The organism is Thioalkalivibrio sp. ALE14, assembly GCF_000376845.1.
In the GTDB taxonomy this organism is placed as follows: Bacteria; Pseudomonadota; Gammaproteobacteria; order Ectothiorhodospirales; family Ectothiorhodospiraceae; genus Thioalkalivibrio.
In genome coordinates this window covers 31,328-55,897 of record NZ_AQXY01000018.1, presented here as the reverse complement: position 1 = coordinate 55,897, position 24,570 = coordinate 31,328, and the positions used below count along the sequence as shown (strand labels likewise).

General features: G+C 67.9%; 23 protein-coding genes, 1 tRNA gene and 1 pseudogene. 1 reads left to right on the top strand and 24 read right to left on the bottom strand.

The window, feature by feature from the left end:
• Positions 1-184 precede the first annotated feature (184 nt).
• From F572_RS14680 to rnr, 10 genes and pseudogenes are all read right to left on the bottom strand, one after another.
• Positions 185-889 (bottom strand): annotated as a pseudogene (locus F572_RS14680) (cardiolipin synthase); the annotation flags it as partial.
• A 30-nt stretch (positions 890-919) separates the two neighbouring features.
• Positions 920-2,110 carry an O-succinylhomoserine sulfhydrylase gene (locus F572_RS0102045; protein WP_017940979.1) on the bottom strand — a complete coding sequence of 397 codons (1,191 nt, stop codon included), beginning with the start codon at positions 2,108-2,110 and terminating at the stop codon, positions 920-922.
• Positions 2,111-2,458: 348 nt separating this feature from the next.
• Complete coding sequence (alr, locus tag F572_RS0102040) at positions 2,459-3,568, bottom strand: alanine racemase (protein ID WP_017940978.1); 1,110 nt, start codon at positions 3,566-3,568, stop codon at positions 2,459-2,461.
• A gap of 8 nt (positions 3,569-3,576) precedes the next feature.
• The gene (gene dnaB, locus F572_RS0102035; RefSeq protein ID WP_017940977.1) at positions 3,577-4,941 is read right to left on the bottom strand and encodes a replicative DNA helicase; all 1,365 of its coding nucleotides are present in this window, start codon (positions 4,939-4,941) and stop codon (positions 3,577-3,579) included.
• A 79-nt stretch (positions 4,942-5,020) separates the two neighbouring features.
• Positions 5,021-5,470 carry a 50S ribosomal protein L9 gene (rplI, locus tag F572_RS0102030; RefSeq protein WP_017940976.1) on the bottom strand — a complete coding sequence of 150 codons (450 nt, stop codon included), beginning with the start codon at positions 5,468-5,470 and terminating at the stop codon, positions 5,021-5,023.
• A 69-nt stretch (positions 5,471-5,539) separates the two neighbouring features.
• Positions 5,540-6,460 carry a hypothetical protein gene (locus F572_RS0102025; RefSeq protein WP_017940975.1) on the bottom strand — a complete coding sequence of 307 codons (921 nt, stop codon included), beginning with the start codon at positions 6,458-6,460 and terminating at the stop codon, positions 5,540-5,542.
• A gap of 31 nt (positions 6,461-6,491) precedes the next feature.
• The gene (gene rpsR, locus F572_RS0102020) at positions 6,492-6,716 is read right to left on the bottom strand and encodes a 30S ribosomal protein S18 (RefSeq protein ID WP_017940974.1); all 225 of its coding nucleotides are present in this window, start codon (positions 6,714-6,716) and stop codon (positions 6,492-6,494) included.
• A 42-nt stretch (positions 6,717-6,758) separates the two neighbouring features.
• Entirely contained in the window at positions 6,759-7,163 is a 405-nt protein-coding gene (gene rpsF, locus F572_RS0102015; RefSeq protein ID WP_017940973.1) for a 30S ribosomal protein S6, read from the bottom strand.
• A 180-nt stretch (positions 7,164-7,343) separates the two neighbouring features.
• On the bottom strand, positions 7,344-8,120 hold the full coding sequence (gene rlmB, locus F572_RS0102010; protein ID WP_017940972.1) for a 23S rRNA (guanosine(2251)-2'-O)-methyltransferase RlmB: 777 nt from the start codon (positions 8,118-8,120) through the stop codon (positions 7,344-7,346).
• Between the two features lie 109 nt (positions 8,121-8,229).
• Positions 8,230-10,866: a ribonuclease R gene (rnr, locus tag F572_RS0102005; RefSeq protein WP_017940971.1), complete on the bottom strand. Its 2,637-nt coding sequence runs from the start codon at positions 10,864-10,866 to the stop codon at positions 8,230-8,232.
• Positions 10,867-11,110: 244 nt separating this feature from the next.
• On the opposite strand from rnr, the gene F572_RS0102000 reads away from it, so the two are divergent.
• Positions 11,111-11,197, top strand: a tRNA-Leu gene (locus F572_RS0102000).
• A 164-nt stretch (positions 11,198-11,361) separates the two neighbouring features.
• Here the strand turns inward: F572_RS0102000 and F572_RS0101995 are convergent.
• The 14 genes from F572_RS0101995 to F572_RS0101930 form a co-directional block, all read right to left on the bottom strand.
• Complete coding sequence (locus F572_RS0101995; protein WP_017940970.1) at positions 11,362-12,663, bottom strand: adenylosuccinate synthase; 1,302 nt, start codon at positions 12,661-12,663, stop codon at positions 11,362-11,364.
• Positions 12,663-13,847 (bottom strand): ATP phosphoribosyltransferase regulatory subunit, encoded by a 1,185-nt coding sequence (locus tag F572_RS0101990; RefSeq protein WP_017940969.1) that lies wholly within the window; start codon positions 13,845-13,847, stop codon positions 12,663-12,665. The genes F572_RS0101995 and F572_RS0101990 overlap by 1 nt, the downstream gene beginning before the upstream one ends.
• Positions 13,848-13,979: 132 nt before the next feature.
• The gene (gene hflC, locus F572_RS0101985) at positions 13,980-14,864 is read right to left on the bottom strand and encodes a protease modulator HflC (protein WP_017940968.1); all 885 of its coding nucleotides are present in this window, start codon (positions 14,862-14,864) and stop codon (positions 13,980-13,982) included.
• Positions 14,864-16,081: an FtsH protease activity modulator HflK gene (gene hflK, locus F572_RS0101980; RefSeq protein WP_017940967.1), complete on the bottom strand. Its 1,218-nt coding sequence runs from the start codon at positions 16,079-16,081 to the stop codon at positions 14,864-14,866. The genes hflC and hflK overlap by 1 nt, the downstream gene beginning before the upstream one ends.
• 142 nt (positions 16,082-16,223) lie before the next feature.
• The gene (acpS, locus tag F572_RS0101975; RefSeq protein ID WP_017940966.1) at positions 16,224-16,616 is read right to left on the bottom strand and encodes a holo-ACP synthase; all 393 of its coding nucleotides are present in this window, start codon (positions 16,614-16,616) and stop codon (positions 16,224-16,226) included.
• Between the two features lie 7 nt (positions 16,617-16,623).
• On the bottom strand, positions 16,624-17,391 hold the full coding sequence (gene pdxJ, locus F572_RS0101970; protein ID WP_017940965.1) for a pyridoxine 5'-phosphate synthase: 768 nt from the start codon (positions 17,389-17,391) through the stop codon (positions 16,624-16,626).
• Positions 17,392-17,427: 36 nt separating this feature from the next.
• On the bottom strand, positions 17,428-18,087 hold the full coding sequence (locus tag F572_RS0101965) for a DNA repair protein RecO (protein WP_017940964.1): 660 nt from the start codon (positions 18,085-18,087) through the stop codon (positions 17,428-17,430).
• Between the two features lie 16 nt (positions 18,088-18,103).
• The gene (gene era, locus F572_RS0101960) at positions 18,104-19,024 is read right to left on the bottom strand and encodes a GTPase Era (protein WP_017940963.1); all 921 of its coding nucleotides are present in this window, start codon (positions 19,022-19,024) and stop codon (positions 18,104-18,106) included.
• Positions 19,021-19,698: a ribonuclease III gene (gene rnc, locus F572_RS0101955; RefSeq protein WP_017940962.1), complete on the bottom strand. Its 678-nt coding sequence runs from the start codon at positions 19,696-19,698 to the stop codon at positions 19,021-19,023. The genes era and rnc overlap by 4 nt, the downstream gene beginning before the upstream one ends.
• A gap of 48 nt (positions 19,699-19,746) precedes the next feature.
• Positions 19,747-20,103, bottom strand: a complete 357-nt coding sequence (locus F572_RS0101950; RefSeq protein ID WP_017940961.1) for a DUF4845 domain-containing protein — start codon at positions 20,101-20,103, stop codon at positions 19,747-19,749.
• Between the two features lie 62 nt (positions 20,104-20,165).
• Complete coding sequence (lepB, locus tag F572_RS0101945) at positions 20,166-20,936, bottom strand: signal peptidase I (RefSeq protein ID WP_017940960.1); 771 nt, start codon at positions 20,934-20,936, stop codon at positions 20,166-20,168.
• A 67-nt stretch (positions 20,937-21,003) separates the two neighbouring features.
• Positions 21,004-22,812 (bottom strand): translation elongation factor 4, encoded by a 1,809-nt coding sequence (gene lepA, locus F572_RS0101940; RefSeq protein WP_017940959.1) that lies wholly within the window; start codon positions 22,810-22,812, stop codon positions 21,004-21,006.
• On the bottom strand, positions 22,809-23,048 hold the full coding sequence (locus F572_RS0101935) for a glutaredoxin family protein (RefSeq protein ID WP_017940958.1): 240 nt from the start codon (positions 23,046-23,048) through the stop codon (positions 22,809-22,811). Before F572_RS0101935 ends, lepA begins: the two co-directional genes overlap by 4 nt.
• An 85-nt stretch (positions 23,049-23,133) precedes the next feature.
• A complete protein-coding gene (locus F572_RS0101930) occupies positions 23,134-24,558 on the bottom strand; it encodes a DegQ family serine endoprotease (protein ID WP_017940957.1) in 1,425 nt (474 codons plus the stop codon).
• Positions 24,559-24,570: the final 12 nt, after the last annotated feature.

The window sequence follows — 24,570 nt, the reverse complement described above, 5'->3', positions numbered from 1 at the left end:
CCAGCGCCGCCTCGCACTGGGCCTCGGTGCCGTACTGGGCGATGAATGCCGGCAACGACATCCCCGGCTGAAACTGAATCCGATTCTGCGCCATGGTGGCACCCTCCGCTCGCTGTGTAGCCTCAGCGTACGCCCGGGGGTGGCTCACCCAGTGAGCCTGGCTGACTCTCGTCGCTAATCAGGTCTTGCGATGGTTGCGGAAGTTCAGCTGGAAGCGATTACCCCGCCCGCGGGTAGAGTGAAAATGCTGCACATGGACGCCCGCCTCGCGCAGGGTGTCCAGGTAGCTCCCGGGCAAGCGGTAGCTGCCGATCTCGTCGTACAGGAAATAGACCTCGACCCCGGCCTCGGCACGTTCCACCAGCCGTCGCTGGAATTCCCGCCCGAGATCGTCGTCGCGCACGATGTAGAACTGCACCAACAGGTAGCGCTCGGCCTGCTCGATCCCGCGGAAGATACTGTCGAAGGTCGCCTTGCCGTCCACCAGCAGTTCGACCTCATTGCCGTGGAGGAACGGCCAGCGCGCAAGCCGCTGCACCCCGTCCAGGTGCTTGCTGGGTTCCTCGGCGATGTACTGGTGCGACCACAGCTCCTCGGTCTTCGGCTGCAGCGCGCGGGCGAGACTGGAGTCCTCGTCACGGCGCGCGACCACATAGCCGCGAAACTCGCTGGCGCCGAACACCCAGTAGGCCGGCACGGCCACATACGGCACGGTGTTGAGCGAGACGATCCAGGCTACGGCGCCCTGCGGCGTCCGGGTGGACATCAGCGCGTCCAGCGAAGACAGGAACCCCAGTAGGTGAAACCCGATGACGACCGTCAGCAGGACACGCCAGCGCGGACGCCGGCGGGGTTGCGTTGGGGCACCACCTGGCATGGAGGTCGACATAGCGTTTCTGGCGCCCGTCGGCCGGTCGCGTCAGAGCGCGTCCAGGCCGTGCGCCAGATCGCGCTCGATGTCGCCAACCGCCTCCAGCCCCACCGCCACGCGCACCAGGGCCTCGGTAATGCCCTGTGCCTCGCGCTTGTCCGGGTCGACGCGACCGTGGGTAGTGGTCGCCGGATGGGTGATCGTGGTCTTGGCATCGCCGAGATTGGCGGTGATCGACAGGAACCGGGTGGCGTCGATCACCGACCAGGCAGCCTCGCGCCCGCCGGCGACCTCGAAGCTCAGCACCCCGCCAAATCCGCTTTGCTGCTGCTTCGCGATCGCGTGCTGCGGGTGATCCGGCAGGCCCGGGTAATGCACCGCCGTGACCTTCGGATGGGCCTGCAGCCACTGCGCCAGGGCCAGCGCGTTGTCGCTGTGAGCGCGCATGCGCAAGGCGAGGGTCTCCAGCCCCTTCAGGAACACCCAGGCGTTGAACGGCGACAGCGTCGGACCCGCGGTGCGCAGGAAGCCATAGACGTCCTTGCCGACGTGCTCGGCGTCGCCCACCACCGCGCCGCCCAGACAACGGCCCTGGCCGTCGAGGAACTTGGTCGCCGAGTGGATAATGATGTCGGCCCCCAGATCCAGCGGGCGCTGCAGGGCCGGCGTGCAGAAGCAGTTGTCCACGGCCAGCAGCACATCGTGGCGGTGCGCGATCTCCGCCAGCGCGGCGATGTCCACCACCTCGCCCAGCGGGTTGGACGGCGTCTCGCAGAAGTACAGCCGGGTATTGGGTTGTGTGGCGGCCTCCCAGGCCTCCAGATTCGACAGCTCGACGTAGGTGACTTCCACGCCGAAGCGCCCGAGGTAGTTGTTGAACAGCACGGTGGTGGTGCCGAACACCGAACGCGAGCAGACCACGTGATCGCCGGCCTTCAGCAGCCCCATCATGGTCGCGAGGATCGCGGACATGCCGGAGGCGGTGGCGACACAGGCCTCCCCACCCTCCAGCGCCGCCAGGCGGTCCTGGAAGGTGCGCACGGTGGGGTTGGTGAAGCGCGAATAGATGTTACCCGGGCTCTCGCCGCCAAAGCGCGCCGCGGCCTCCGCGGCCGAGCCGAACACGAAGCTCGAGGTCGGGAAGATCGCCTCGGAGTGCTCGCCCTCGGGCGTGCGCCGGTAGCCATGGCGGATGGCGACAGTCTGCGGGTCGTAATCGGTGGGGTCGAAGTCGGTCATCGCGGCATCCTAGGGAAACACTGATTAATGTACACGCTCGCGCTCGAGTCGCTTTTGCGTGCGAACAAGGCGCGGTGACCGCCTTGCAGTCATTCTGCACAAGGGAGGCGCAACGCCGTGCGCGCGCCCGTTTTCGTCACTAACGGGCGGCCGAGCCCCTGTTCTCAATAGCTTGTGGGGTTGGCACCCCAGGTTCCCCGATCCTGCGTTGCGCCCCGAAGCAATCAAAAACGGGCGGGTAGAACCACTACCCGCTACTCGACGCGCCTTGTCTCGGAAAACCTGGGGTGCCAACGCGAGTGTATACATTAATCAGCGTTTCCCTAGAATGCGGGATGCGACAGTGTATCAGCGTGCCGGCTGCAGACGGTCCGCCACGCGGGTCAGGAGCTCGTAGCTGATCGTGCCCGCCGCGCGCGCGACGCGTTCCACCGGCAACCCCTCGCCCCACAGCGTCGCCATGTCGCCGACCTGCGCCTCGGGCACCCCGCTCAGGTCCACCGCCAGCATGTCCATGGAGACGCGCCCGATCAGCGGGCAAATCCGGTCCTGCACACGGACCGGGGTACCCGACGGGGCGTGGCGCGGATAACCGTCGGCATAGCCCATCGCGACGATCCCGGCCCGGCCGGGTCCGCTGGCCGTCCAGGTCGCGCCATAACCGACCGACTCGCCGGGCTCCAGCGACTGGGTCGCGATGATCGGGGCGCGAACGGTCATCGCCGGGCGCAGGTCCCCCTCGGGCCCCTCGGGCGGGCGCGCCTCCGGGACCGAGGCCGGATGTGCGCCGTAGAGCATGATGCCGGGGCGTGCCCAGTAGTCACCGGCTGGGGCCGCGTCGCCGCCGCGGCCCCAGCCCGCGAACAGGGAAGCCGAGTTGGCCACACTGCGGTATCCCGGGAACGCTGCCACGGTGTCGGCAAAGCAGGCCAGCTGCCGGGCATTCTGCGGGTGGTCGGGCGCATCGGCGCAGGCGAGGTGGGTCATCCAGTGCAGACCCGCGTGCCCGTGCCCGGTGGCCTGCAGGCGGGCGGCGACCTCACCCGCTCGACGCGCCTCGAAGCCCAGGCGGTTCATGCCGGTGTTGACCTTGACCCAGACCTCGGGGAGCGTGACTCCGGCGACATCGAGAAGCTCGAGTTGCGCGGGGTCGTGCACAACGGGCTGCAGGGCGAATTCGATGCAGGCATGCGCCTCGGTGACGTCCCGCGGCCCCTGCAGGACCAGCAGTGGCCCGCCGAAGCCGGCAGCGCGCAGCGCACGCGCCTCGCCGACCTGCGAAACCGCCAGGCCGTCGCTGTCCGCCCCCAGCACCTCGGCGGCCCACAGCAGACCGTGGCCGTAACCCTCGGCCTTGATCACCGACCACATGGGGGCACCGGGGGCCAGGCGGCGCGCCACGGCCAGGTTGTGCCGCAGGGCCTCGGGATGGAGCTGGAGGGTGGCCGCGCGTTTCACGCCGCTGGTCAGGCCTGGTGGCCCATCTCGCCGTAGACGTCGGGGGCATAGTTCTCGAAGCGCGTGAACTGCCCGCGGAAGGTCAGGCGCACGGTGCCGATGGGGCCGTTACGCTGTTTGGCGATGATGATCTCCGCCGTGCCCTTATCGGGGGATTCCTCGTTGTAGACCTCGTCGCGATAGACAAAGGCGATGATGTCGGCGTCCTGCTCGATGGCCCCGGACTCGCGCAGGTCCGACATTACCGGACGCTTGTTCGGCCGCTGTTCCAGCGAACGGTTGAGCTGCGACAGCGCGATCATCGGCACGCTCAGCTCCTTGGCCAGGGCCTTCAGGCCGCGCGAGATCTCGGAGATCTCGTGGGCGCGGCTCTCGCCGGCCCCGGGAAACTGCATCAGCTGCAGGTAGTCGACCACGATCAGCTTGAGCCCCTTGTGCTCGCGCATCAGGCGGCGCGTGCGGGCGCGCAGCTCGGTGGGCGACAGCGCCGGGGTGTCGTCGATGTACAGCGGCGCTTCGGAGAGCATCTGCACCGCACTGGTCAGGCGCGGCCAGTCGCCATCCTCCAGCCGGCCGGAGCGCAGCTTCTGCTGGTTGATCCGGCCCATCGACGAGAGCAGGCGCATGGCCAGCTGCTCGCCCGGCATCTCCATGGAGAAGATCGCGACCGGTTCGGCGTTCTTCATCGCCACGTACTCGGCGATATTCATCGCGAACGAGGTCTTGCCCATGGACGGGCGCCCGGCCACGATCACCAGATCGCCCGGATTCAGCCCGGAGGTCAGGGCGTCCAGGTCCTCATAGCCCGTGGCGATCCCCGTGATGGGGTTTTTGGTCTCGTAGAGCTCTTCAATCTGGTTCACCGCCGCCGTCAGCAGCGGCTTCATCCCGCGAAAGCCCTGGGCACCCCGAGCGCCCTGCTCGGCAATACGGAACACCTTCTGTTCCGCCACGTCCAGCAGTTCCTTGGAGTCACGGCCGTCGGGGGTATAGGCGGAATCGGCGATCTCGGTCCCCACCGAGATCAGCGAGCGCAGGATGGAGCGCTCGCGGACGATATCGGCATAGGCCACGATGTTCGCGGCACTGGGGGTTTCGGAAGCGAGGCGCCCGAGATAGGCCATGCCGCCGGCGGATTCCAGTTCCGCCGTGCGGTCCAGCTGCTCCGACACGGTCACCATGTCGAACGGGGCATTGCGATCCGCCAGCGTGGACACCGCCCGGAAGATCAGGCGGTGATCGTGGCGATAGAAGTCTTCTGCGGTGATGCGGTCCGCCACCCGGTCCCAGGCGGCGTTATCCAGCATCAGGCCTCCGAGGACGGCCTGCTCGGCCTCTTCGGAGTGCGGGGGAACCCGCGGATTCGGGGTCATGGGCGAGTTCATGCAGCGAACCCGCCCATCTGCCGGGTATCAGCGACCCGGTGGGGCCACCCTCCCGACATCCTTTGGCTCACTCTTCGCCGATCACGACGACGCGGATATCGACATCCACGTCCGAGTACAGGTGAAGACCGACCTCGAACTCGCCGGTGGTACGCAGCGGGCCTTCCGGCATGCGCACTTCCTTCTTCTCGACTTCGGTGCCCTTGGCGGTGAGGGCGTCGGCGATGTCGGCCGGACCGATGGAGCCGAACAGCTTGCCTTCGCCACCGGACTTCGCGGTGATCTCGAGCACGGTGCCATCCAGCTTTTCCTTGCGTGCCTCGGCCGCAGCCAGGGCCTCGGCGGCTGCCTTCTCCAGTTCGGCGCGGCGCGCCTCGAACTCGGCAATGTTCTCGGCGGTGGCGAACGTGGCCTTGCCCTGCGGCAGGAGATAGTTGCGCGCAAAGCCCGGGCGCACGTTGACGCGGTCACCCAGGGTGCCGAGGTTGTCGATCTTTTCCAGCAGAATGACTTCCATCTTTGGTATTCCTGTAACGTTTGATCAGACCCCGAAGGGGCCGCATTCTACACCGACCCGCGGTCGGTCTCACGAATCACTGTTGTCCGCCTGGCCCGGCCCCAGCCGCGAGCGGATATCCGCCCAGGCATCGATGACCCCGATGGTCGCGAGCAGCAGAAACATCTGCGGCAGCGCCAGGGCCAGCAGGACATACATCCCCACCAGCCAGAAACTGCTCATCCCCTGGCGTAGGGTCAGCGCGTGCATCAGCGCGATCCCTTGCAGGAAGAACAGCACCGCCAGGATGAACGCCAGCTCGGTGGCCAGCGGGACCGGGCCCAGATGCCCGACCCCTGCCAGCAGCAGCGTGGCCGCGCTCATCGCGCGTCCGAACTGCAGCGCCCGGAACTCTTCGCCGAACGCCCCCGGGTTGTACAGCAGGGCCTGCCAGTAGCGGCCCAGCAGCACCGCCAGCGTCAGGCTCAGCAGCAGGATCCCGGCAAACAGCCCGGTCAGATACGGGGCGGCGCGACGCAGCCCCGCCTCCAGTTCCTGCGGGCCGGTTTCGCTGCCCTCGACCAGCGGCCCCAGCAGCGCCATGCCGGTCTCGGCCCAGGTGGACTCGAGATCCGGGACCAGCATGTGCACCGCCAGCACCCCGAGACCGGCGACCCCGGCCGCGGCCTGCAGCGTCATGCGCCACGAGACCGTACGCCGCAGCAGCTCGGCGAGCAGCGCGACCGGGGCCCACTGCACCACTCCGGCGACGAGACCCGCGAACAGCGGGGCCTCGGGCATCAGGGCAAACATCGCCACCCCGAGCACGACCGCGGACAGCGCCATCACCAGCAGCGCCTGCCCGAGCCCGATGCGCAGGCCCACCAGCGCGATCAGCGCACTGCTGAGCAGGGCCACCGGCGGCAGGAACAATCCTGCCACGCCAAAGCCGGCGACCGCGCCCACGGCGCGGCCCCGGCTTTTCATCGCGAATTCGGCCAGTACGCGCATGGCGACGGCCCCCGGCGAACCGGTACGTGTCTTAGTGGTTGTCGCTGTACGGCAGCAGGGCGAGGAAGCGCGCACGCTTCACGGCGGTAGCCAGCTGACGCTGGTACTTCGCACTGGTGCCGGTGACGCGGCTGGGCACAATCTTGCCGGTCTCGGTGACGAAACCCTTGAGCAGGTTCAGGTCCTTGTAATCGATGTAATCGATGCCTTCGGCGGTGAACTTGCAGTACTTGCGGCGACGCGGAAAACGGGCCATGTCAGATCTCCTTCAATCAATCGGTCAACGAACGGGCGGGACTTACTCGGCGGCGGCCGAGTCGTCGGAGGCGGCTTCGCCACCCTCGTCGTCGCGCTCGCGGCGACGGCCCTTGGCACCTTCCTCTTCCTGGCCCTTGGCCAGCGGGGAGGTCTCGGTCACGGCCTCTTCCATGCGCATCGCCAGGTGGCGCAGCACGGCATCGTTGAACCGGAAGGCACTGGCCAGCTCTTCCATCGCCTCTTCCGAGGCCTCGATGTTCATGAGCACGTAGTGGGCCTTCACCAGCTTCTGGATCGGGTAGGCCAGCTGACGGCGGCCCCAGTCTTCCAGGCGGTGGATCTTGCCTTCGTGGCCTTCGACCAGGCCCTTGTAGCGCTCGATCATCGCCGGGACCTGCTCGCTCTGGTCCGGGTGGACCAGGAATACAACTTCGTAGTGACGCATCGGGAACTCCTTGCGGGTATCAGCCTCCCGTCCACGCGGTGAGGCAAGGGTTCGACTCCGCGGGCGCACCCGCGGGGCAGAAAGGCGCGATACGATAACCGAAGCGGGCGGCAACAACAAGCCAAAGCCGGGGAAACCGACGGGGACGCCACACCGGGAGGCCCGAAGGGAAGGCTTTCCTCAGCTCGAGCTCGGCTCCGGCCCGGCCTGGCGTTGACGCACGGCCTCGAACAGGGTGACCCCCGTGGCGACGGAGACATTGAGGCTCTCCACCGTGCCCCGCATCGGCAGCGCGACCAGATGATCGCAGGCCTCCCGGGTCAGGCGGCGCAGGCCCTCGCCCTCGGCCCCCATCACGATCGCGGTCGGCAGGCGCAGGTCCACCCGGTAGAGGCTCTCCCCCGCCTCGCCCGCCAGACCCACGGTCCACATGCCGGCGTCCTTCAGCGAGGCCAGCGTGCGCGCGAGATTGCCCACCGTCACGACCGGAACGGTCTCGGCCGCGCCGGAGGCCACCTTGATGGCCGCAGGGGTCAGGGCCGCACTGTGGTGGCGCGGCATGACCACCGCGCCGGCGCCGGCCGCATCGGCGGTGCGCAGGCAGGCGCCGAGATTGTGCGGATCGGTCACCTCGTCGAGCACCAGTAGCAGGTCCAGGCCGTCGCGGACCCGCCGGATCAGGGCCTTTTCATCCACGACCGGACGCGGGGTGCAGTGCACGATCACGCCCTGGTTCTGGAAGCCGGGGTGTTGCTGGTCGAGGCGCTCGCGACCGACCCGTTCGACCGACAGGCCGCAGTCCCGGGCCCGCTGCAGCAGGCGCTCCAGGGCGGGCTCCACCGGATCGGTGGCCAGCTGCAGGCGCTTGACCCTTTCCGGGGCGTGCTCCAGAACGGCCGCCACCGCATGGATCCCGCCGAAGGTCTCCGCGCGGCTGCCCTTGCCCCCCTTGCTCATCGCCCGGCTCCGAGCGCCCGGCGCTCACCGGTCAGGAACCCCGAGTCGACGCCCGGGGATGCCGGGGCCGCGCATGACCGTGCGGACGGATGCGGGCGCACCGGTCGCCTCAGGACGAGGACGGACGCCGACGGCGACTGCGGCGACGGCCGGAGCCCGCGGGTTTCTTGTCCGCCGGCTGCGCCTCGGGCTCGGCAATGGTGTTCCCGTCCTTGTCGGCCTCGGGCCGCGGCGGCGGAACCGCCTCGTTGCCGGGTTCCGGGGCATCCGGGGTGTCGTCGTGCGGCTCGCTCGGCGGGCTTGCCTCGTTCCCCGGCTCGGGCCCGGCATCCGGGCCTGCCGGTTCGCTGGCCGGATTCGACTCACCGGACGCGGCGCCACGGCGACGCCCGCCGCGACGGCGGCGCTTTTTCTTCGGCGCCGGGGCCTCGTCGTCGCCAGCGGGCGCCTCCGGTTCGGGCGTTGCCGGCTCGGCAGCGGCCTCCACCGGGGCGGCGTCCGCATCCTTGCGGCGCTTGCTGCGGCGGCTGCGCTTCTTGGGCGGCGCATCCGTGGGCTTGGGCTTGCCCGGCTCCTCGGCCAGGGCAAGGTCGATCTTGCGATCATCGAGGCTGACCCGCGCGACCTGGACCTTGAGCTCGTCGCCAATGCGGAACACCCGGCCTCCGCGCTCGCCGGTCAGGCTGTGGCGCGCCGGATCAAAGTGATAGAAGTCGTTATCCAGGCTGGTGACATGTACCAGGCCCTCGATGTAGACGTCCTTGATCTCCACGAACAGGCCAAAGCCGGTGACACCGGAAACCACGCCGACGAAGGTCTCGCCCACCTTGTCCTGCATGTACTCGGCCTTCAGCCAGGCCACAGCGTCGCGGGTGGCGTCGTCGGCCCGGCGTTCCGCCATCGAGCAGTGCTCGCCCAGCTGTTCCATGTCCCCGTGCGAATACGGGAAGGCCTTGGCGCCCCCCTTACGCAGCACGTGACGGATGCCACGGTGCACGAGCAGATCCGGATAGCGTCGGATCGGCGAGGTGAAGTGGGCGTAGTCGTCCAGCGCCAGACCGAAGTGGCCATCCAGTTCCGGGGCGTACACCGCCTGGCTCAGCGAACGCAGCAGCACCGTCTGGATCAGCTGCTGGTCCGTGCGCTGGCGCGCGGCCTTCAGGACCGCGGTGTAGTCGGCCGGAGTGGGTTCCGCCCCACCCCCGAGACTCAGGCCCGCGCCGTTGAGAAATTCGCGCAGTTCCTCGACCTTGTCCGCCGGTGGCTGGTCATGGATGCGGTACAGCGCCGGCACCTTGTGCTTCTTGAGGAAGCGCGCAGCGGCCACGTTCGCCATGATCATGCACTCCTCGACCAGGCGATGGGCATCGTTGCGCTCGGTCGGGACGATCTTCTCGATCTTGCGGTCCTCGCCGAAGACGATCTTCGTCTCGGTGGTATCGAAGTCGATCGCGCCGCGGCGATTGCGCGCCGCGTGCAGCGACTTGAAGACCTTGTGCAGGGTCTCGAGGTGGGGCATCACATGCGCGTTCTTCTCGCGCAGGGCCGCATCGCCATCGAGCATCGCGGCGACGTCTTCATAGATCAGGCGTGCATGCGAACGGATCAGGCCCTCGTGGAAGCGGTAGCTCTTCAGGGCCCCGCGCGCACCGATCTCCATCTCGCAGATCATGCTCAGGCGGTCCACGTTCGGGTTCAGCGAACACAGACCGTTGGACAGGGCCTCGGGGAGCATCGGGATGACGTTGTTCGGGAAGTACACCGAGGTGCCGCGGGTGCTCGCCTCGCGGTCCAGTGCCGCGTTGCGCTCGACGTAATGCGACACATCGGCAATCGCGACCCACAGGCGCCAGCCCTTGCCTTCCGGCTCGCAATACAGGGCGTCGTCGAAGTCGCGGGCGTCGTCACCGTCGATGGTGACAAACGGCTTCTCGCGCAGGTCGAGGCGGCCCTTCTTGTCCGCCTCGGCCACCTCGGCACCCAGTTCGTCGGCGGCGGCCGTGACCTCGTCCGGCCACTCGTGCGGCAGGCCATGGGCACGGATCGCGATATCGATCTCCATGCCCGGCGCCATGTGTTCGCCGAGGACCTCCTGGACGTCGCCGCGCAGGCGCGCGGTGCGCGAGGCCGACTCGCGGATGCGCACGACCACGATCTGGTCGTCCTCCGCCTCGCCCAGGCCATCCGGCGGCACCAGGATGTCGTGGGTGATGCGCTTGTTGTCCGGGGTCAGGACGCCGACGCCGTCCTCGATCTTGAGGCGACCGACCACCTGCGTGGTATTGCGCTCCAGGACTTCCACGATCCCGCCTTCGCGGCGTCCACGGCGATCCACGCCCATGACGCGCGCCAGCACGCGGTCGCCATGAAAGACGCCGCGCATCTGCTTGGGTGAAAGGAACAGGTCGTCGTCCTGCTCGTCCGGCACCAGGAAACCGAAGCCATCCGGATGGCCGATCACGCGACCGCGGATCAGATCTTCCTGATTGACCGGCAGGTAGGCGCCGCGGCGGTTGCACAGGGCCTGGCCATCGCGCTCCATCGCCTTCAGGCGGCGGCGCAGGGCCTCCAGGCGATCGTCATCGCTGATCTCCAGGCGCTCGGCAATCTCGTCGTAGGACAGTGGATTGTCGGCTTCCTGCAGGAGCCCGAGGATGAACTCGCGGCTGGGAATGGGGTTGTCGTATTTCTGCGCCTCGCGCTCGAAATTGGGATCGGCGGCGGTCTTGCGGCGTTGTCTTGGCATTCAGTGAACTCTGTGGATGTTGCTATGGGCAGCCCCTCGCCGGGGATCCGGCCGGGCGCGCAAAGCGCCCATTATGAGGCATGCGGAATTTTGTTGCGCAGCGCGGCGTTCGCCCGCGCCGCCGGCACGTCGTCCCGAGCGCCGACTTTCCGGCCCCGGGGCGTTGACAGCTTCCCGGGCGCGCACTATATTGCGCGCTCCTGAAGCGCAGGACACACGGTTTTACCGGTGTGTCGTCCCTCGTGCCGAGGTGGCGGAATTGGTAGACGCGCTAGCTTCAGGTGCTAGTGGGGGTAACCCCGTGGAGGTTCAAGTCCTCTCCTCGGCACCATTTTCAGGCTTCTCCCGACTCCCTGATTCATTTGATGACGCAACATCCGGATGGATGGGGTGCGCCTTCTTGCGTGTGCGCATCGCGGTCGCCTGCGTGCCCCCGGCCCGCCGCGCCCCTTTGCGGGCCCGGCCCGTTGGAGCGCCCCGGCGTTCGCCGACGGATCAGGTATCGAACGGGTCGCGCAGCACCAGGGTCTCGTCGCGATCCGGGCCGGTGGAGACCATGTCCACCGGCACCCCGACCACCTCGCTCAGACGCTCGAGATAGGCGCGCGCGTTCGCCGGCAGCTTGTCGTATTCGCGAATCCCGACCGTGGACTCCGACCAGCCGGGCATCTCCTCGTAGATCGGGGTGCAGGCGGCATAGGCCTCGGCCCCGGATGGCGGCGCCTCGCGGGTCTCGCCATCGCAGCTGTAGCCCACGCAGATCTGGACATTCTCCAGCCCGTCCAGCACGTCCAGCTTGGTCATGCACAGCCCGCTGATCGTGTTCACCTTGACCGCCCGCTTCAGCGCGACCGCGTCAAACCAGCCGCAGCGCCGGGCACGGCCCGTGGTGGAACCAAATTCGTTGCCCTGGCGCGCCAGGTGCTCGCCCATGTTGTCGAACAGCTCGGTCGGGAACGGCCCCGCCCCCACGCGCGTGGTATAGGCCTTGGTGATCCCCAGCACATAGTCGATGTCGCGCGGGCCAACCCCGGATCCGGTGGAGGCCCCGCCCGCCGTGGTGTTGGAGGAGGTCACGAACGGATAGGTCCCGTGGTCGATGTCCAGCAGCGTGCCCTGAGCGCCCTCGAACATCACATCCTTGCCCTGCTCGCGCAGCGTGTGCAGGCGGCCGGCCACGTCGGTCACCATCGGCTGCAGACGCTCGGCGTGCGCCAGGCACTGCTCCAGCACCTCCTGCTGGTCGACGGTCGGGGCCTTGAAGTAATGCTTCAGCGCGAAGTTGTGATAGTCCATCACCTCGCCCAGCTTGGCGGCCAGTCGCTCGCGATGGAACAGGTCGTCCAGGCGCAGACCGCGGCGGGCGACCTTATCCTCGTAGGCCGGCCCGATTCCGCGGCCGGTGGTGCCGATCGCGGCCTTGCCACGGGCCTTCTCGCGCGCATGGTCCAGGGCCACGTGATAGGGCAGGATCAACTGGCAGGCATCCGACAGGCGCAGGCGGTCGGCGACCGGGACGCCCTTCGCCTCCAGCTCCTCCATCTCGGTGATCAGGGCCTCCGGCGAGAGCACCACGCCGTTGCCGATCATGCACTCCACGCCCTCGCGCAGGATGCCGGACGGGATCAGGTGGAGCACGGTCTTCTCGCCGTCGATGACGAGCGTGTGGCCGGCATTGTGCCCGCCCTGGAAGCGCACCACGGCGGCGGCATCCTCGGTCAGACGATCGACGATCTTGCCCTTGCCCTCGTCACCCCACTGGCTGCCCAGCACGACTACAAAACGTCCCATCGCCATCAACGCTCCACGACTGTCCATGCACCGGCACGCTGCTCCAGACGCGCGCCCTCGGCTGATCCATTTTCCTGGCCTTCCAGCTCGCGCACCACACGCACGCCGCGTGCGCGCAGCTCCGCGATCGCGGCCTCGAGCACCGCGTCGTCGCCGGCCGGCGCCCGAACCGTCTCGCGAGCCGGAAGCGGGGCGCCGGTATCGCGCCGCACAAAGGCGCGCAGGTCGGTACTGAAACCGGTCGCCGCCCGCGCCCGGCCGAATACGCGTCCGATATCGTTATACCGACCGCCGCGCGCGATCGCCTGGCCCGAACCCGGCACAAAGGCCGCAAACACCAGCCCGGTATGGTAGGCATAGCCACGCAACTCGGCCAGGTCCAGATGCAGGTCCAGACCCGGTTGGCCGGCCTCGAGCCGGGCCGCCACGGCCTCCAGATGATCCAGCGCCGCCACGACCTCGACCGGCGCCCCGACCAGGGCCCGGCGGGCCTCCTCCAGCACGGAGACTTCACCGTTCAGATCCACCAGGGCACGCAGTCGGGTGCAGGCGGCGGGAGCCAGCCCGGCGGCCTGCCAGTCGGCCAGGGTCTGCTCGATCTCGGGCACGCTCTTGCGCTGCAGCTGGTCGAAGAAGTCCTGTTCCTGGCTGGCATCGAGGCCGGCATCCCGCGCCAGTGCGCGGTAGATGCCAACGTGACCCAGGTCCATGCTCGGGCGCTCGACACCGCAGACCGCCAGGGTCGCGAGCATCAAACGGATAATCTCGAGATCGCTGTCAATCCCGTCGTGGCCGAACAGCTCGGCCCCGGCCTGCAGCGGGCTGCGCGAGCCGGACCACTCGTCGGCGCGGGTCCGCAACGCGGAGCCCACGTAGCACAGGCGGTTCGGGCCCTGCACCCGCAGGCGATGCGCGTCGATGCGCGCCACCTGCGGGGTCAGATCCGCGCGCACCCCCATCATGCGGCCGGTAAGCTGATCGGTCAGTTTGAAGGTCTGCAGGTCCAGGGCATGCCCGGCCCCGGTCAGGAGCGACTCCAGGTATTCGGCCAGGGGCGGCATGACCAGGTCATAGCCCCAGGTGTCGAACTGGTCCAGCACACCCCGCCGGAGATCCTCCAGACGGCGCGCGGCGTCCGGCAGGGCCTCCTCCAGCCCATCCGGCAGCAACCAGCGGTTGATATCGGTCATGTCGTCCCTGCCCTTGTACTGAAACCCAGCCGACCCGGGCAGCCGCCCGGCAAAAGTCGGGCCCGGAAGCTACCGGGCCCGCTGCATACGGCCACCTTCGAGGCAGCCGCGGCTGCCCGGCTTTCCGCCTCGCTAGCGAGCCTGAAGCGGGGCCGGCCGTTCACCCCCGGGGGCGTTGAAATACTGGAAGAACTCGGAGTTCGGTTCCAGGATGAAGGTGCTGTTATCGCCACTCATGCTGTTGCGATAGGCGATCAGGCTGCGATAGAACCGGAAGAACTCCTGGTCCTCGCCGAACGAGCGCCCGAGAGTCTCGGTTGCCCGGGCATCGCCCGCACCCCGGATTTCCTCCGAGTCGCGATAGGCGTTCGCCAGGATCACGGTGCGTTCGCGGTCGGCTCGCGACCGGATGCGCTCGGCCTCTTCCTGTCCGCGGGCACGGAAGTCCTGGGCCACACGCTGACGCTCGGCGCGCATGCGCTCGTACACCGACTCGGACACCTCGTCCGGCAGGTCCATGCGGCGGATGCGCACGTCGACCAGGTTGATCCCCAGCTCCTGTGCGGTCTCCAGCGCCGTCTGGCGCACGGCCCCCATGATGGTCAGGCGCTCGCCGGCGACCACGTCCTGCAGCTCGAAACGGGCGAACTCGTTACGCATGCCATCGCGCAGGATCTGCGCCAGACGCTCCTCGGCCAGGCGTTCGTCGCCGCGCGTGGCACGGTAGAACTGGCCGACGTCGTCGATCCGCCACTTGGCGTAGAAATCGACGATGATGTTCTTCGCCTCGGAGGTCAGGAACCGATCCGGCGGGATGTTCAGCGTCATGATCCGGGCGTCGAACTTCTCGACGTTCTGAATCAGCGGAAACTTGAAGTGCAGCCCCGGGGCGGGGTCGACCTCGCGGATCTCGCCCAGGGCAAACTTGATGACACGGTCACGCTCGTCGACCGTGTAGGTCGACAAGGCGACGACGATACCGAGCACGACCACGGCAATACCGGCTATGCGGAGCATTAGCGCACCTCCCGCGAACGCTGGGCGGCGGGGTCGCGGTCACCCAGCCGGCTGCTCGTACCCGAGCCACTGTTGCTGAAGACACTGCGACTGGTATCCAGCGGTCGCGGTGTCGGTGTATCACCGGAATTGCCCCCGCTGCGCGCCGTCCCCTGGAACAGCTGATCCAGCGGCAGCATCATCAGGTTATTGCTGCTGCCGACATCCAGCATCAGCTTGCGCGAATCCTCGAGCACGGCCTCGACGGCCTCCAGATACAGACGATCACGGGTCACTTCAGGTGCCTGCTGGTATTCGACCAGCAACTGGTCGAAGCGCGCGGCGTCCCCGTCAGCCCGGGCGATCACCTGGTCACGATAGCCCTCGGCCTCCTCGATGATGCGGGCGGCCTGGCCACGGGCCCGCGGGATCACGCCGTTGGCGTAGGCCTCGGCCTCGTTGCGGAAGCGCACCTCGTCCTCGCGGGCGCGGATGGCGTCGGCGAAGGACTCCTGCACCGGCTCCGGCGGCTGCGCCTGCTGCATGGAAACGGCGGTCACGATGATACCGGCGCCATAGGCATCCAGATTCTCCTGCATCACCACACGCGAGGAGGAGGCGATCTCGCCACGGCCCTCGCCAAGAATAAAGTCGAGGTTGTTCTTGCCAATACGTTCGCGGATCGCCGACTCCATTACCTGATTCACGGTAGTGTCGGGGTCGCGCACGTTGAACAGATAGTCGACCAGGTCGAGGATGCGGTACTGCACGGCGACGTCGACATCGATGATGTTCTCGTCACCGGTCACGATCAGTGCGCGATGGGACAGCGTGCGCACGTTGTCGACATTCTCGATCTCGACGCGCTCGATCGGGTACGGCAGGTGCCACCCCGGCCCCGGGTTCTTCACTTGCTGGAACTCGCCGAAGCGCAGCACCACGCCGCGTTCGCCTTCCGAGATGATATGAAAACCGGAGGCCAGCCAGACCACGACAGCGATGATCAGGCCCAGGCTGACGAGCGCCTGGGCCCCACGGCCCATGCCGCTGCCGGAACCGCCCGACCCGCCACTGCCGCCTCCGCCGAAGATGCCGTTCAGCTGACGCGACAGCTTGCGCATCATCTCCTCGAGGTCGGGGGGCTGATTGCCGCCCCCGCCGCCACCGCTACCGCGCTGACCGCCGCCACCCCCACTCCAGGGATCGCGGTTGTTGTTTCCCGGTTCGTTCCAGGGCATTGACTGGACTCCGTCGCTCGCTCAGGGCTGGCCCGACACGGCGTCCGCGGACACCGGCAGGCATAAGGGGCATCATTCTAGGGAGCCACCCCCGGTCCGGCAAGCGCGCCCGGCCCGGACTGGGGGTATCGGCGGCAGCGGGTCAGCGCCGAACGGCGTGGGCAGCCTCCACGATCACGAAGGCCTGGGCGTATTCGCGCTCGTCGCTGATGCTGAGGTGAATGGTTCCGGCCCCCAGGCGCGCGGCCGTGGCGCGGACGCGGCCCTCCAGCAGGAATTCGGGCCGACCTCGTGCGTCGTGCGTCACCGCCGCCTCGACCAGCGCCATGTCCGCGCCCACCCCGCAGCCCAGGGCCTTGGACAGGGCCTCCTTGGCCGCGAAACGCCGGGCGAGAAAGCCGGCCGGGTGCGCGGACGGCAGCTCCGCGCGTTCCAGCGGATGCAGGATCCGTTCGGCCAGGCGCGGGCCGTGGCGCTCCCACATGCCCTGCATGCGCGCCACCTGCACCAGGTCGGTCCCGATACCGAGGATCATGGCCGGCTCAGACCGGATATTGCCCGGCCGGCAGCCCCTCGCGGGCGGCATCCATCAGGCCCCGCATGTGGCTGACGGCTTCGGGCAGGCCGGTGAACAGGGCCCGCGCCACGATCGAGTGCCCGATATTCAGCTCGTGAAAGACCGGGTTGGCCGCAATCGGCCGCACATTGTCGTAGTCCAGTCCGTGGCCCGCGTTGATCACCAGCCCCATGGCCTGGCCGGCGGCGGCGGCCTCGTTGATGCCGGCGAGCAGACGCTCGCGCTCCGCTGCATCGCGGGCATTCGCGTAGGCACCGGTGTGCAGCTCGACCACCGGGGCGCCGATCGCCACCGCGGCCTCCAGCTGGCGCGGGTCCGGCTCCACGAACAGCGAGACCTCGATCCCGGCGGCGGTCAATGGCGCGACGAACTCGCGCAGGCGTTCCCGCTGTCCCACGGCATCCAGCCCACCCTCGGTGGTCAGCTCCTCACGCTTCTCCGGCACGATGCAGCAGGCTTCGGGGCGCAGCTTAAGGGCAATCGCCTGCATCCCCTCGGTGGCCGCCATCTCCAGGTTCATCGGGACCTTCAGCCGCGGCTTGATCCCGAACACATCATCGTCCTGGATGTGGCGGCGATCCTCGCGCAGGTGCAGGGTGATGGAATCGGCCCCGCTGGCCTCGGCCAGGCGCACCGCCTGCATCAGGTCCGGATACGGCGTATGGCGCGCCTGGCGGATGGTGGCGATGTGATCGAGATTGACCCCGAGCTTCAGCGGAGCAGGATGCGACATGTTGCGGTGCCTTTGTGTGGGTGGGGTCCGGAAAGCCTACAGCAGACCCCGGGTCCGCAGCGGCCGGCCGGCCAGGTGGGTGTCGATCAGCCGACGCATGAAGTCGCGGCTGACGCGGGCCTGATTATCCGGGACAGTCTGCCCGCTGGCCAGCGCCCGCAGCGCTGCACCGGGGATTGCCTCGCCGCGGCCGGCGGCCACCGGCTCCACCCCCCCGTCCGGGTCGTAGCGATACCAGGTGTCGGGATCCAGCGCGTCCGGGTCCACATGCTCCAGGCCGGAATCCAGTGGTGCGAGCAGGGTCCACTCGGCACGGCGCAGAACGGTATCAGCGCGCTCGCCGGCGGCCAGCCGGGCATAGGCGGACAACAATGCGGGCAGGGCCTCGGGGATCGGGGCCTCGCGCGGATACAGGCGCAGGATCAGTTCGTTGAGGTACAACCCGCAGACCAGGGACCGCCCGGTCAGCGGGAAGACGCGCTGCTGCTCGGCCACGCTGAGGGTCGGCAGCTCGCCGCGACCGCGCCAGGCCAGATCCAGCAGCACGAACGGCTGCACGGACCCGGCCTTTCCGCGCACCACCGCCGACACGCGGCCGGCCTCGGCGGTCAGCAGATCCAGCACGCGGCTGTTCTCGCGCAGCGGGCGGGCGTGCAGCACCACCCCCTGGGTGACCGCCGACCCCGCGCCGCTCATGCCCGTCGCGGGGCCCTCATCGCGGTTCTTCGATGCCGAGTTCGCGCAGGGCGCGCGGGCTGCGCGTCCAGTCGGCCTCCACGCGCACGGTCAGGCGCAGCATCACCTTGCGCTCCAGCAGTTCTTCCAGCTGGACCCGCGCGGCCTGACCAATGCGCTTGAGGCGCTGCCCGCCCTTGCCGATCACGATGCCCTTCTGGCTGTCGCGCTCGACCAGGATCACGGCGTCGATGTGCGTGGTGCGCGGCTCGTCGGACCAGTCCTCGACGCGCACCGCCACCGAGTACGGGACCTCCTGCCCCAGGTGCTCGAGCATGGACTCGCGGATCATCTCCTCGGCACGAAAGCGCTGCGGGCGATCGGACAGCTGGTCGGGGTCGTACAGGAACGGCCCCTGCGGGAGATGTGCCCGGATCTCCGCGATCAGCCCCTCCAGATTGGAGCCGGTCTTCGCCGAAAGCGGGACCACGCCGGCGTAGTCGAAGCTCGCGGCACGGGCCTCGATGAACGGCAGCAACTCCTCCTTCTCGCGCAGCTGGTCGACCTTGTTGATGACCAGGAGCGCCGGGCGCCCGGAATGGCGGATGTTTTCCTCGATCCGCTCGTCGCCGGGCCCGAACTGGCCAGCCTCAACGATGAAGCAGACCAGGTCGGCATCCGCCAGCGCCTGACTGGCCGTGCGATTCAGGACCCGGTTCACCAGCTGGGTACGCTCGGTATCGATGCCGGGGGTATCCATCAGAACGACCTGATCCTGCCCCTCGGTCACGATCCCGAGGATGCGATGACGCGTGGTATGGGGCCGGCGCGTCGTCGCCGCCAGCTTTTCGCCGACCAGGCGGTTCATCAGCGTGGTCTTGCCCACGTTGGGCCGGCCGATCAACGCCACCAGGCCACAGCGCGTGGCGTCGCCCGCACTGTCTTCAATCTCGGTCATTGTTCCTGTACCTGTTGCAGGCGTTTCAGGGCAGCCTCGGCCGCGGCCTGCTCGGCGCGGCGCCGCGAGGACCCCTGGCCGCGCTGACCCCAGCCCTGGGTGGGCAGATGCACCGCGACGGTGAACTGGCGCTTGTGGTCCGGGCCGGCCACCTCGAGCACCTCGTAGACGGGCAGTTCCGCATTGCGCCCCTGCAACTGCTCCTGCAGCCGGGTCTTGGGGTCCTTCAGCGATTCGGCCGACGGCAGATCATTCAGGCGTTCGGCGTACAGCGCCAGGGTGAACTCGCGCGCGGCCTGCATCCCCGCCTCGCGGTAGGTCACCCCGATCAGGGCCTCGACCGCGTCGGCCAGGATGGAGTCGCGCCGCTGGCCGCCGCTCTTGCGCTCGCCCTGGCCCAGGTTCAGCGTGCCCTCGAGACCGGTCTCGCGCGCCAGCGCCGCCAGCGATTCGCGGTTGACCAGCGCGGCGCGCAGGCGGGTCAGATCGCCTTCCGGGGCATCCGGCAGCTTCTCGTACAGGGCGTCGGCAATCACCAGCCCGAGGACGGCATCCCCGAGGAATTCCAGGCGCTCGTTGTTGCGACCGCCGGCGCTGCGATGGGTCAGCGCCTGACCGACACCCTCGCCATCGCGCACGGCCGGCGGCAGCAGGCTGCGAAAGTCGCGACTCACGGAAACTCCCTGCACGGCATGCAACGAAGGCAATCGACACCGCCCCCGTCAGGGAGCAAGCGTCTCGGTGTTCGAGAAGCGCGCGACCACGTCCACATTGCCGAGGAATTCGCGGCGGACCTCGTACTCCAGGTGCAGGCGGCGGCCGTCGCCGCTCTCGGTCACGCTGAAGTCTTCTTCCCCGATCCCGTCATACACCGAATTGATCTGGAAGCGGCGATTGATCTCGCGCCACAGCTCGCGCTCGCTCTTGTCAGCGGCACCCGTCTGGGTGGCCACGTCCTGCATGATCGAACGCACGGTGAGGAACTGGGTGTACTGCGTGCCCATCTTGATCACGAACGTGCCGACCAGCAACGCCAGGAAGATCAGCGCAAGAATCGTGACCGCGCCCGCGCCCTGCATCGAGTGTCTGGAATGTCGCATGAATGCCCTGCCCCCTGTATGCCTGCGCCCGCGGAACGGACCTAGCGAATCGCCTGACCGATCCGGGAAAAGTCCCGGTAGCCCTCATTGTAATCCCAATGCAGCCAGATGAAGAGCGCCCGGCCCACCAGGTGCTCCTCGGCGACGAACCCCCAGACGCGGCTGTCGTTGGAGTTGTCGCGGTTGTCGCCAACCATGAAGTAGTGCCCGTCGGGCACCGTCACCGAGCCGTCCAGGCTCGCCTGCTGCTCGCGCATCAGGGTGTTGTAGGTGCGGTCGTCCAGAGTCTCCTCGAAGATCGAGGCCCCCGACATCACCTGCCCGGAGCCCTCGCCCTCGAAGGTGCCCACGCGCTCGGCCGGCTGCGGCTCGCCGTTCACGTACAGCACCCGATCACGGAAGGCGATGGTGTCGCCCGGCAGGCCGATCACGCGCTTGATGTAGTCTTCCTGCGGGTTGCGAGGGTACTTGAACACCGCCACCTCGCCGCGCTCCGGCTCGCCGGTGTCGAAGACCTTGGTACGCGTGACCGGCAGACGGATCCCGTAAGAGAACTTGCTGACCATGATGAAGTCCCCCACCAGCAGGGTCGGCATCATCGAGCCGGAGGGGATGCGAAAGGGCTCGGCCACGAACGAGCGCAGGATCAGTACGATCAGCAGCACCGGGAAAAACGAGCGCGAGTAGTCCACGAACCAGGGCATCTCGCGCTGGCGCTCCGGGCTGCGGCGCCGCCGCAGGATCACCCAGCCCAGCCAGATCAGGCCGGTCACGGCAGTCGCCAGCACCAGGATCAGTTCGAGATTTGCCATGCCGTGTCCTCTGTTCCCGGCCCCCCGGGGGTTGCCCGGCGCCCCGTCCGGGCCCCGGGCCTGATTGTCATTTCTTGTCGTCGTCCACCGACAGCACCGCCAGGAAGGCCTCCTGCGGCACATCCACCTTGCCGATCGATTTCATGCGCTTCTTGCCGGCCTTCTGCTTCTCCAGCAGCTTGCGCTTGCGGGTCACGTCACCGCCATAGCACTTGGCCAGCACGTTCTTGCGCATCGCCTTGACCGTGGCGCGGGCGATGATCTTGGAACCGATCGCCGCCTGGATCGCGACCTCGTACATCTGGCGCGGGATAATCTTGGCCATGCGCTCGATGATCTCGCGCCCGCGCGACTCGGCATGATCGCGATGCACGATCGCCGAGAGTGAATCCACGCGGTCGCCGTTGATCAGAATATCCACGCGCACCAGCGGGGCCGCCTGGAAGCGCAGGGGCTGATAGTCGAACGAGGCGTAGCCGCGTGTGGCGGACTTCAACCGGTCGAAGAAATCGAGCATCACCTCCGACATCGGCAACTCGTAGGACAACTGCACCTGGCGGCCGAGGTACTGCATCTTCGTCTGCACCCCGCGCTTCTCCACGCACAGGGTGATCACCGCCCCCACGTACTCCTGCGGGACCAGGATGTTCGCCTCGATGATCGGCTCGCGGATCTCCGCGACCTCGTTGTTGGCCGGCAGTTCGGACGGATTGTGGACCGTGATCACTTCACCGTCGTTGCGCTCGACCTCGTAGACCACGGTGGGCGCCGTGGTAATCAGGTCCAGGTCGTATTCCCGTTCCAGGCGTTCCTGCACGATCTCCATGTGCAGCATGCCGAGGAAGCCGCAGCGGAAGCCGAAGCCCAGCGCCTGCGAGGTCTCCGGCTCGAACGACAGCGCTGCGTCGTTCAGGCGCAGCTTGTCCAGCGCCTCGCGCAGGTCGTTGAAGTCATCCGCGCTGACCGGGAACAGCCCGGCGAACACCCGTGGCTGGATCTCCTGGAAGCCCGGTACCGGCTCGTCGGCCGGGTTGTTGAAATCGGTAAACGTGTCACCGACCTTGGCCCCGGAGATGTCCTTGATGGTCGCAATCAGGTAGCCGACATCGCCCACCTCGAGCGTCTGCCGGTCCACCGGCTTGGGCGTAAACACGCCGACGCGGCTGACCTCGTGGGCGCGCCCCACCGACATCGCCTTGATCTTCTGCCCGGCACGGAAGCGCCCGGCCTTGACCCGCACCAGCGCAACCACGCCCAGGTAGTTGTCGTACCAGGAGTCGATCACCAGCGCCTTGGGCGCGGCCTCGGCATCGCCCTCCGGCGGCGGGATGCGACGCACGATCTCCTCCAGCAGCTCGGCGATGCCCTCGCCGGTCTTGGCGGACACGCGCAGCGCGTCGGTCGCCTCGATGCCGATCACATCCTCGATCTCGGCGGCGACCCGGTCGGGCTCGGCGGCCGGCAGGTCGATCTTGTTGAGTACCGGGACGACCTCCAGGCCCTGGTCGATCGCGGTGTAGCAGTTGGCGACACTCTGCGCCTCGACGCCCTGCGAGGCATCCACCACCAGCAGCGCCCCCTCGCAGGCGTACAGCGAGCGCGAGACCTCGTAGGAGAAGTCCACATGCCCCGGGGTGTCGATGAGATTCAGCTGATAGCGCTCACCGTCCTGGGCGTGGTAGTACAGCGACACGCTCTGCGCCTTGATGGTGATGCCGCGCTCGCGCTCCAGGTCCATCGAGTCGAGCACCTGCTCCGACATCTCGCGCTCGGTCAGGCCGTGGCAGCCCTGGATCAGGCGGTCCGCCAGCGTCGACTTGCCGTGATCGATGTGCGCGATGATGGAGAAATTGCGGGTAAGGCGGGTTTCGGTCATGCAGGGGCCAGTTGGTCCAGCAGTGCCTTTCGGTCGAGGAAATGGCAGCAGAGAATGTCGCCGTCGACCGCAAGCACCGGGACCTTGACGTTGAAACGCGCCTGCAGCTCCGGGTCCTCGTCGATGTCGACGACCGTAAGCGCGAAAGTATAACGGCTTTTGAGGGCCATGATCTCGGCCAGCATGTCATGGCAGAGACCGCAGCTCTCGCGGTGATAAAGCGTCAGTTCGGTCATCCACAAACAATCGGGAGGGCTGCCGGCCCGGCCGACAGCCCTCCCTTCTCCATGGCAGCCCCGGGGGGCGCCCCCGGTGGCGGATTCAGTCCCGCGGGACGCGCAGGGCGATGTAGGTCGGATTGTCGCCGCGGTACACCAGCACCGGCACCGTGCGCCGCTCGCCGACCTCGGCGATCAGCTGCTCCAGCGTATCCACCGAATCAACCGCGTGACCGCCAAACTGCACGATCACATCGCCGGCACGCACCCCGGCCGAGCGCGCGGGGTTGTCGACGACATCCTGCACCACCAGCCCGGCATCCACGTCCAGTTCCGCGGCGCGTTCGGGATCCAGCGGTTCCAGAATCATCCCCAGCAGGCTTTGCGGCTCGGCCTGCTCCGGTGCCTGCCGCTGCGGGCCGCCACGCTGGGCGGAGATGTCGTCCGGGAGGCGTTCGATCTCGACTGTGATGGTGCGGGTCTCGTCACCCCGGCGCACCTCGACCTCAGCCTCGGTGCCCACCGGCGTGCGTCCAACAATCGGCGGCAGAGCGGAGGAGTTGGGCACCTCGATCCCGTTGAACGACAGGATCACGTCACCGGTCTCGAACCCGGCCTTCTGCGCCGGGCTGTTGGCCTGCACGCGTGCCACCAGCGCACCCGCGGGCTTGTCCATGCCAAAGGAGTCGGCCAGCTCGCGCGTGACTTCCTGGATCAGCACGCCCAGCCAGCCGCGTGTCACCTCGCCGTGTTCGCGCAGCTGCTCCACCACGTCTTCCACCATCTCGATGGGCACGGCGAAGGACAACCCCATGAAGCCGCCCGTGCGGCTGTAGATCTGGGCGTTGATCCCGATCACCTCGCCATCGAGGTTCAGCAACGGTCCGCCCGAGTTGCCCGGGTTGATCGCCACGTCGGTCTGGATAAAGGGGACATAGTTCTCGGTCGGCAGGCTGCGCCCCTTGGCACTCACGATCCCGGCCGTGACCGAGTGATCAAAGCCGAATGGCGAACCGATCGCCAGCACCCACTCGCCGACCTTCAGGTCGGACGAGGAGCCCAGCTTCAGGGTCGGCAGGTTCTCGGCGTCGATCTTCAGCAGGGCGACGTCGCTTTGCGGGTCCTTGCCGACGATCTCGGCGTCGAACACACGGCGGTCGGACAGGTGCACCACGACCTCGGAGGCCCCATCCACCACGTGGTTCGCGGTGATGATGTAGCCGTCCTCGGTGTAGATGAAGCCGGAACCCAGGGAGTTGCGCTCGAAGCTCTCCGGTCCGCGCCGGCCCTCACCGCCCGGCCCGCCGAAAAAGCGCTCGAACAGGTCCTCGAAGGGCGAGCCCTCGAAATCCGGCATCTGGCTGCGATGCGGATTCTCGCGCTCGCGGGTCGTGGCGATATTCACCACCGCCGGGCTGTGTTCCTCCGCCAGCGGCACAAAGTCCGGCAGCATGCGTGCCGAAGCCGGCAACGACAGCGCCAGGAAGGTCAGGGCCACCAGTGCCCATTGCATCGGTTTCATCATCATCTAACCCGCATT

Coding starts and splice junctions, on each gene's coding strand:
- F572_RS0101990 (WP_017940969.1), bottom strand. CDS start 13,847: ATGACCGATATCAACCGCTGGTTGCTGCCGGATGGGCTGGAGGAGGCC.
- F572_RS0101950 (WP_017940961.1), bottom strand. CDS start 20,103: ATGCAGGGCGCGGGCGCGGTCACGATTCTTGCGCTGATCTTCCTGGCG.
- hflC (WP_017940968.1), bottom strand. CDS start 14,864: ATGCTCCGCATAGCCGGTATTGCCGTGGTCGTGCTCGGTATCGTCGTC.
- lepA (WP_017940959.1), bottom strand. CDS start 22,812: ATGACCGAAACCCGCCTTACCCGCAATTTCTCCATCATCGCGCACATC.
- rnr (WP_017940971.1), bottom strand. CDS start 10,866: ATGCCAAGACAACGCCGCAAGACCGCCGCCGATCCCAATTTCGAGCGC.
- era (WP_017940963.1), bottom strand. CDS start 19,024: ATGACCGAGATTGAAGACAGTGCGGGCGACGCCACGCGCTGTGGCCTG.
- pdxJ (WP_017940965.1), bottom strand. CDS start 17,391: ATGTCGCATCCTGCTCCGCTGAAGCTCGGGGTCAATCTCGATCACATC.
- dnaB (WP_017940977.1), bottom strand. CDS start 4,941: ATGACCCCGAATCCGCGGGTTCCCCCGCACTCCGAAGAGGCCGAGCAG.
- F572_RS0101965 (WP_017940964.1), bottom strand. CDS start 18,087: ATGAGCGGCGCGGGGTCGGCGGTCACCCAGGGGGTGGTGCTGCACGCC.
- F572_RS0101995 (WP_017940970.1), bottom strand. CDS start 12,663: ATGGCGATGGGACGTTTTGTAGTCGTGCTGGGCAGCCAGTGGGGTGAC.
- lepB (WP_017940960.1), bottom strand. CDS start 20,936: ATGGCAAATCTCGAACTGATCCTGGTGCTGGCGACTGCCGTGACCGGC.
- F572_RS0101935 (WP_017940958.1), bottom strand. CDS start 23,048: ATGACCGAACTGACGCTTTATCACCGCGAGAGCTGCGGTCTCTGCCAT.
- acpS (WP_017940966.1), bottom strand. CDS start 16,616: ATGATCCTCGGTATCGGGACCGACCTGGTGCAGGTGGCGCGCATGCAG.
- rlmB (WP_017940972.1), bottom strand. CDS start 8,120: ATGAGCAAGGGGGGCAAGGGCAGCCGCGCGGAGACCTTCGGCGGGATC.
- hflK (WP_017940967.1), bottom strand. CDS start 16,081: ATGCCCTGGAACGAACCGGGAAACAACAACCGCGATCCCTGGAGTGGG.
- F572_RS0102025 (WP_017940975.1), bottom strand. CDS start 6,460: ATGCGCGTACTGGCCGAATTCGCGATGAAAAGCCGGGGCCGCGCCGTG.
- rpsR (WP_017940974.1), bottom strand. CDS start 6,716: ATGGCCCGTTTTCCGCGTCGCCGCAAGTACTGCAAGTTCACCGCCGAA.
- rplI (WP_017940976.1), bottom strand. CDS start 5,470: ATGGAAGTCATTCTGCTGGAAAAGATCGACAACCTCGGCACCCTGGGT.
- F572_RS0101930 (WP_017940957.1), bottom strand. CDS start 24,558: ATGATGATGAAACCGATGCAATGGGCACTGGTGGCCCTGACCTTCCTG.
- rpsF (WP_017940973.1), bottom strand. CDS start 7,163: ATGCGTCACTACGAAGTTGTATTCCTGGTCCACCCGGACCAGAGCGAG.
- F572_RS0102045 (WP_017940979.1), bottom strand. CDS start 2,110: ATGACCGACTTCGACCCCACCGATTACGACCCGCAGACTGTCGCCATC.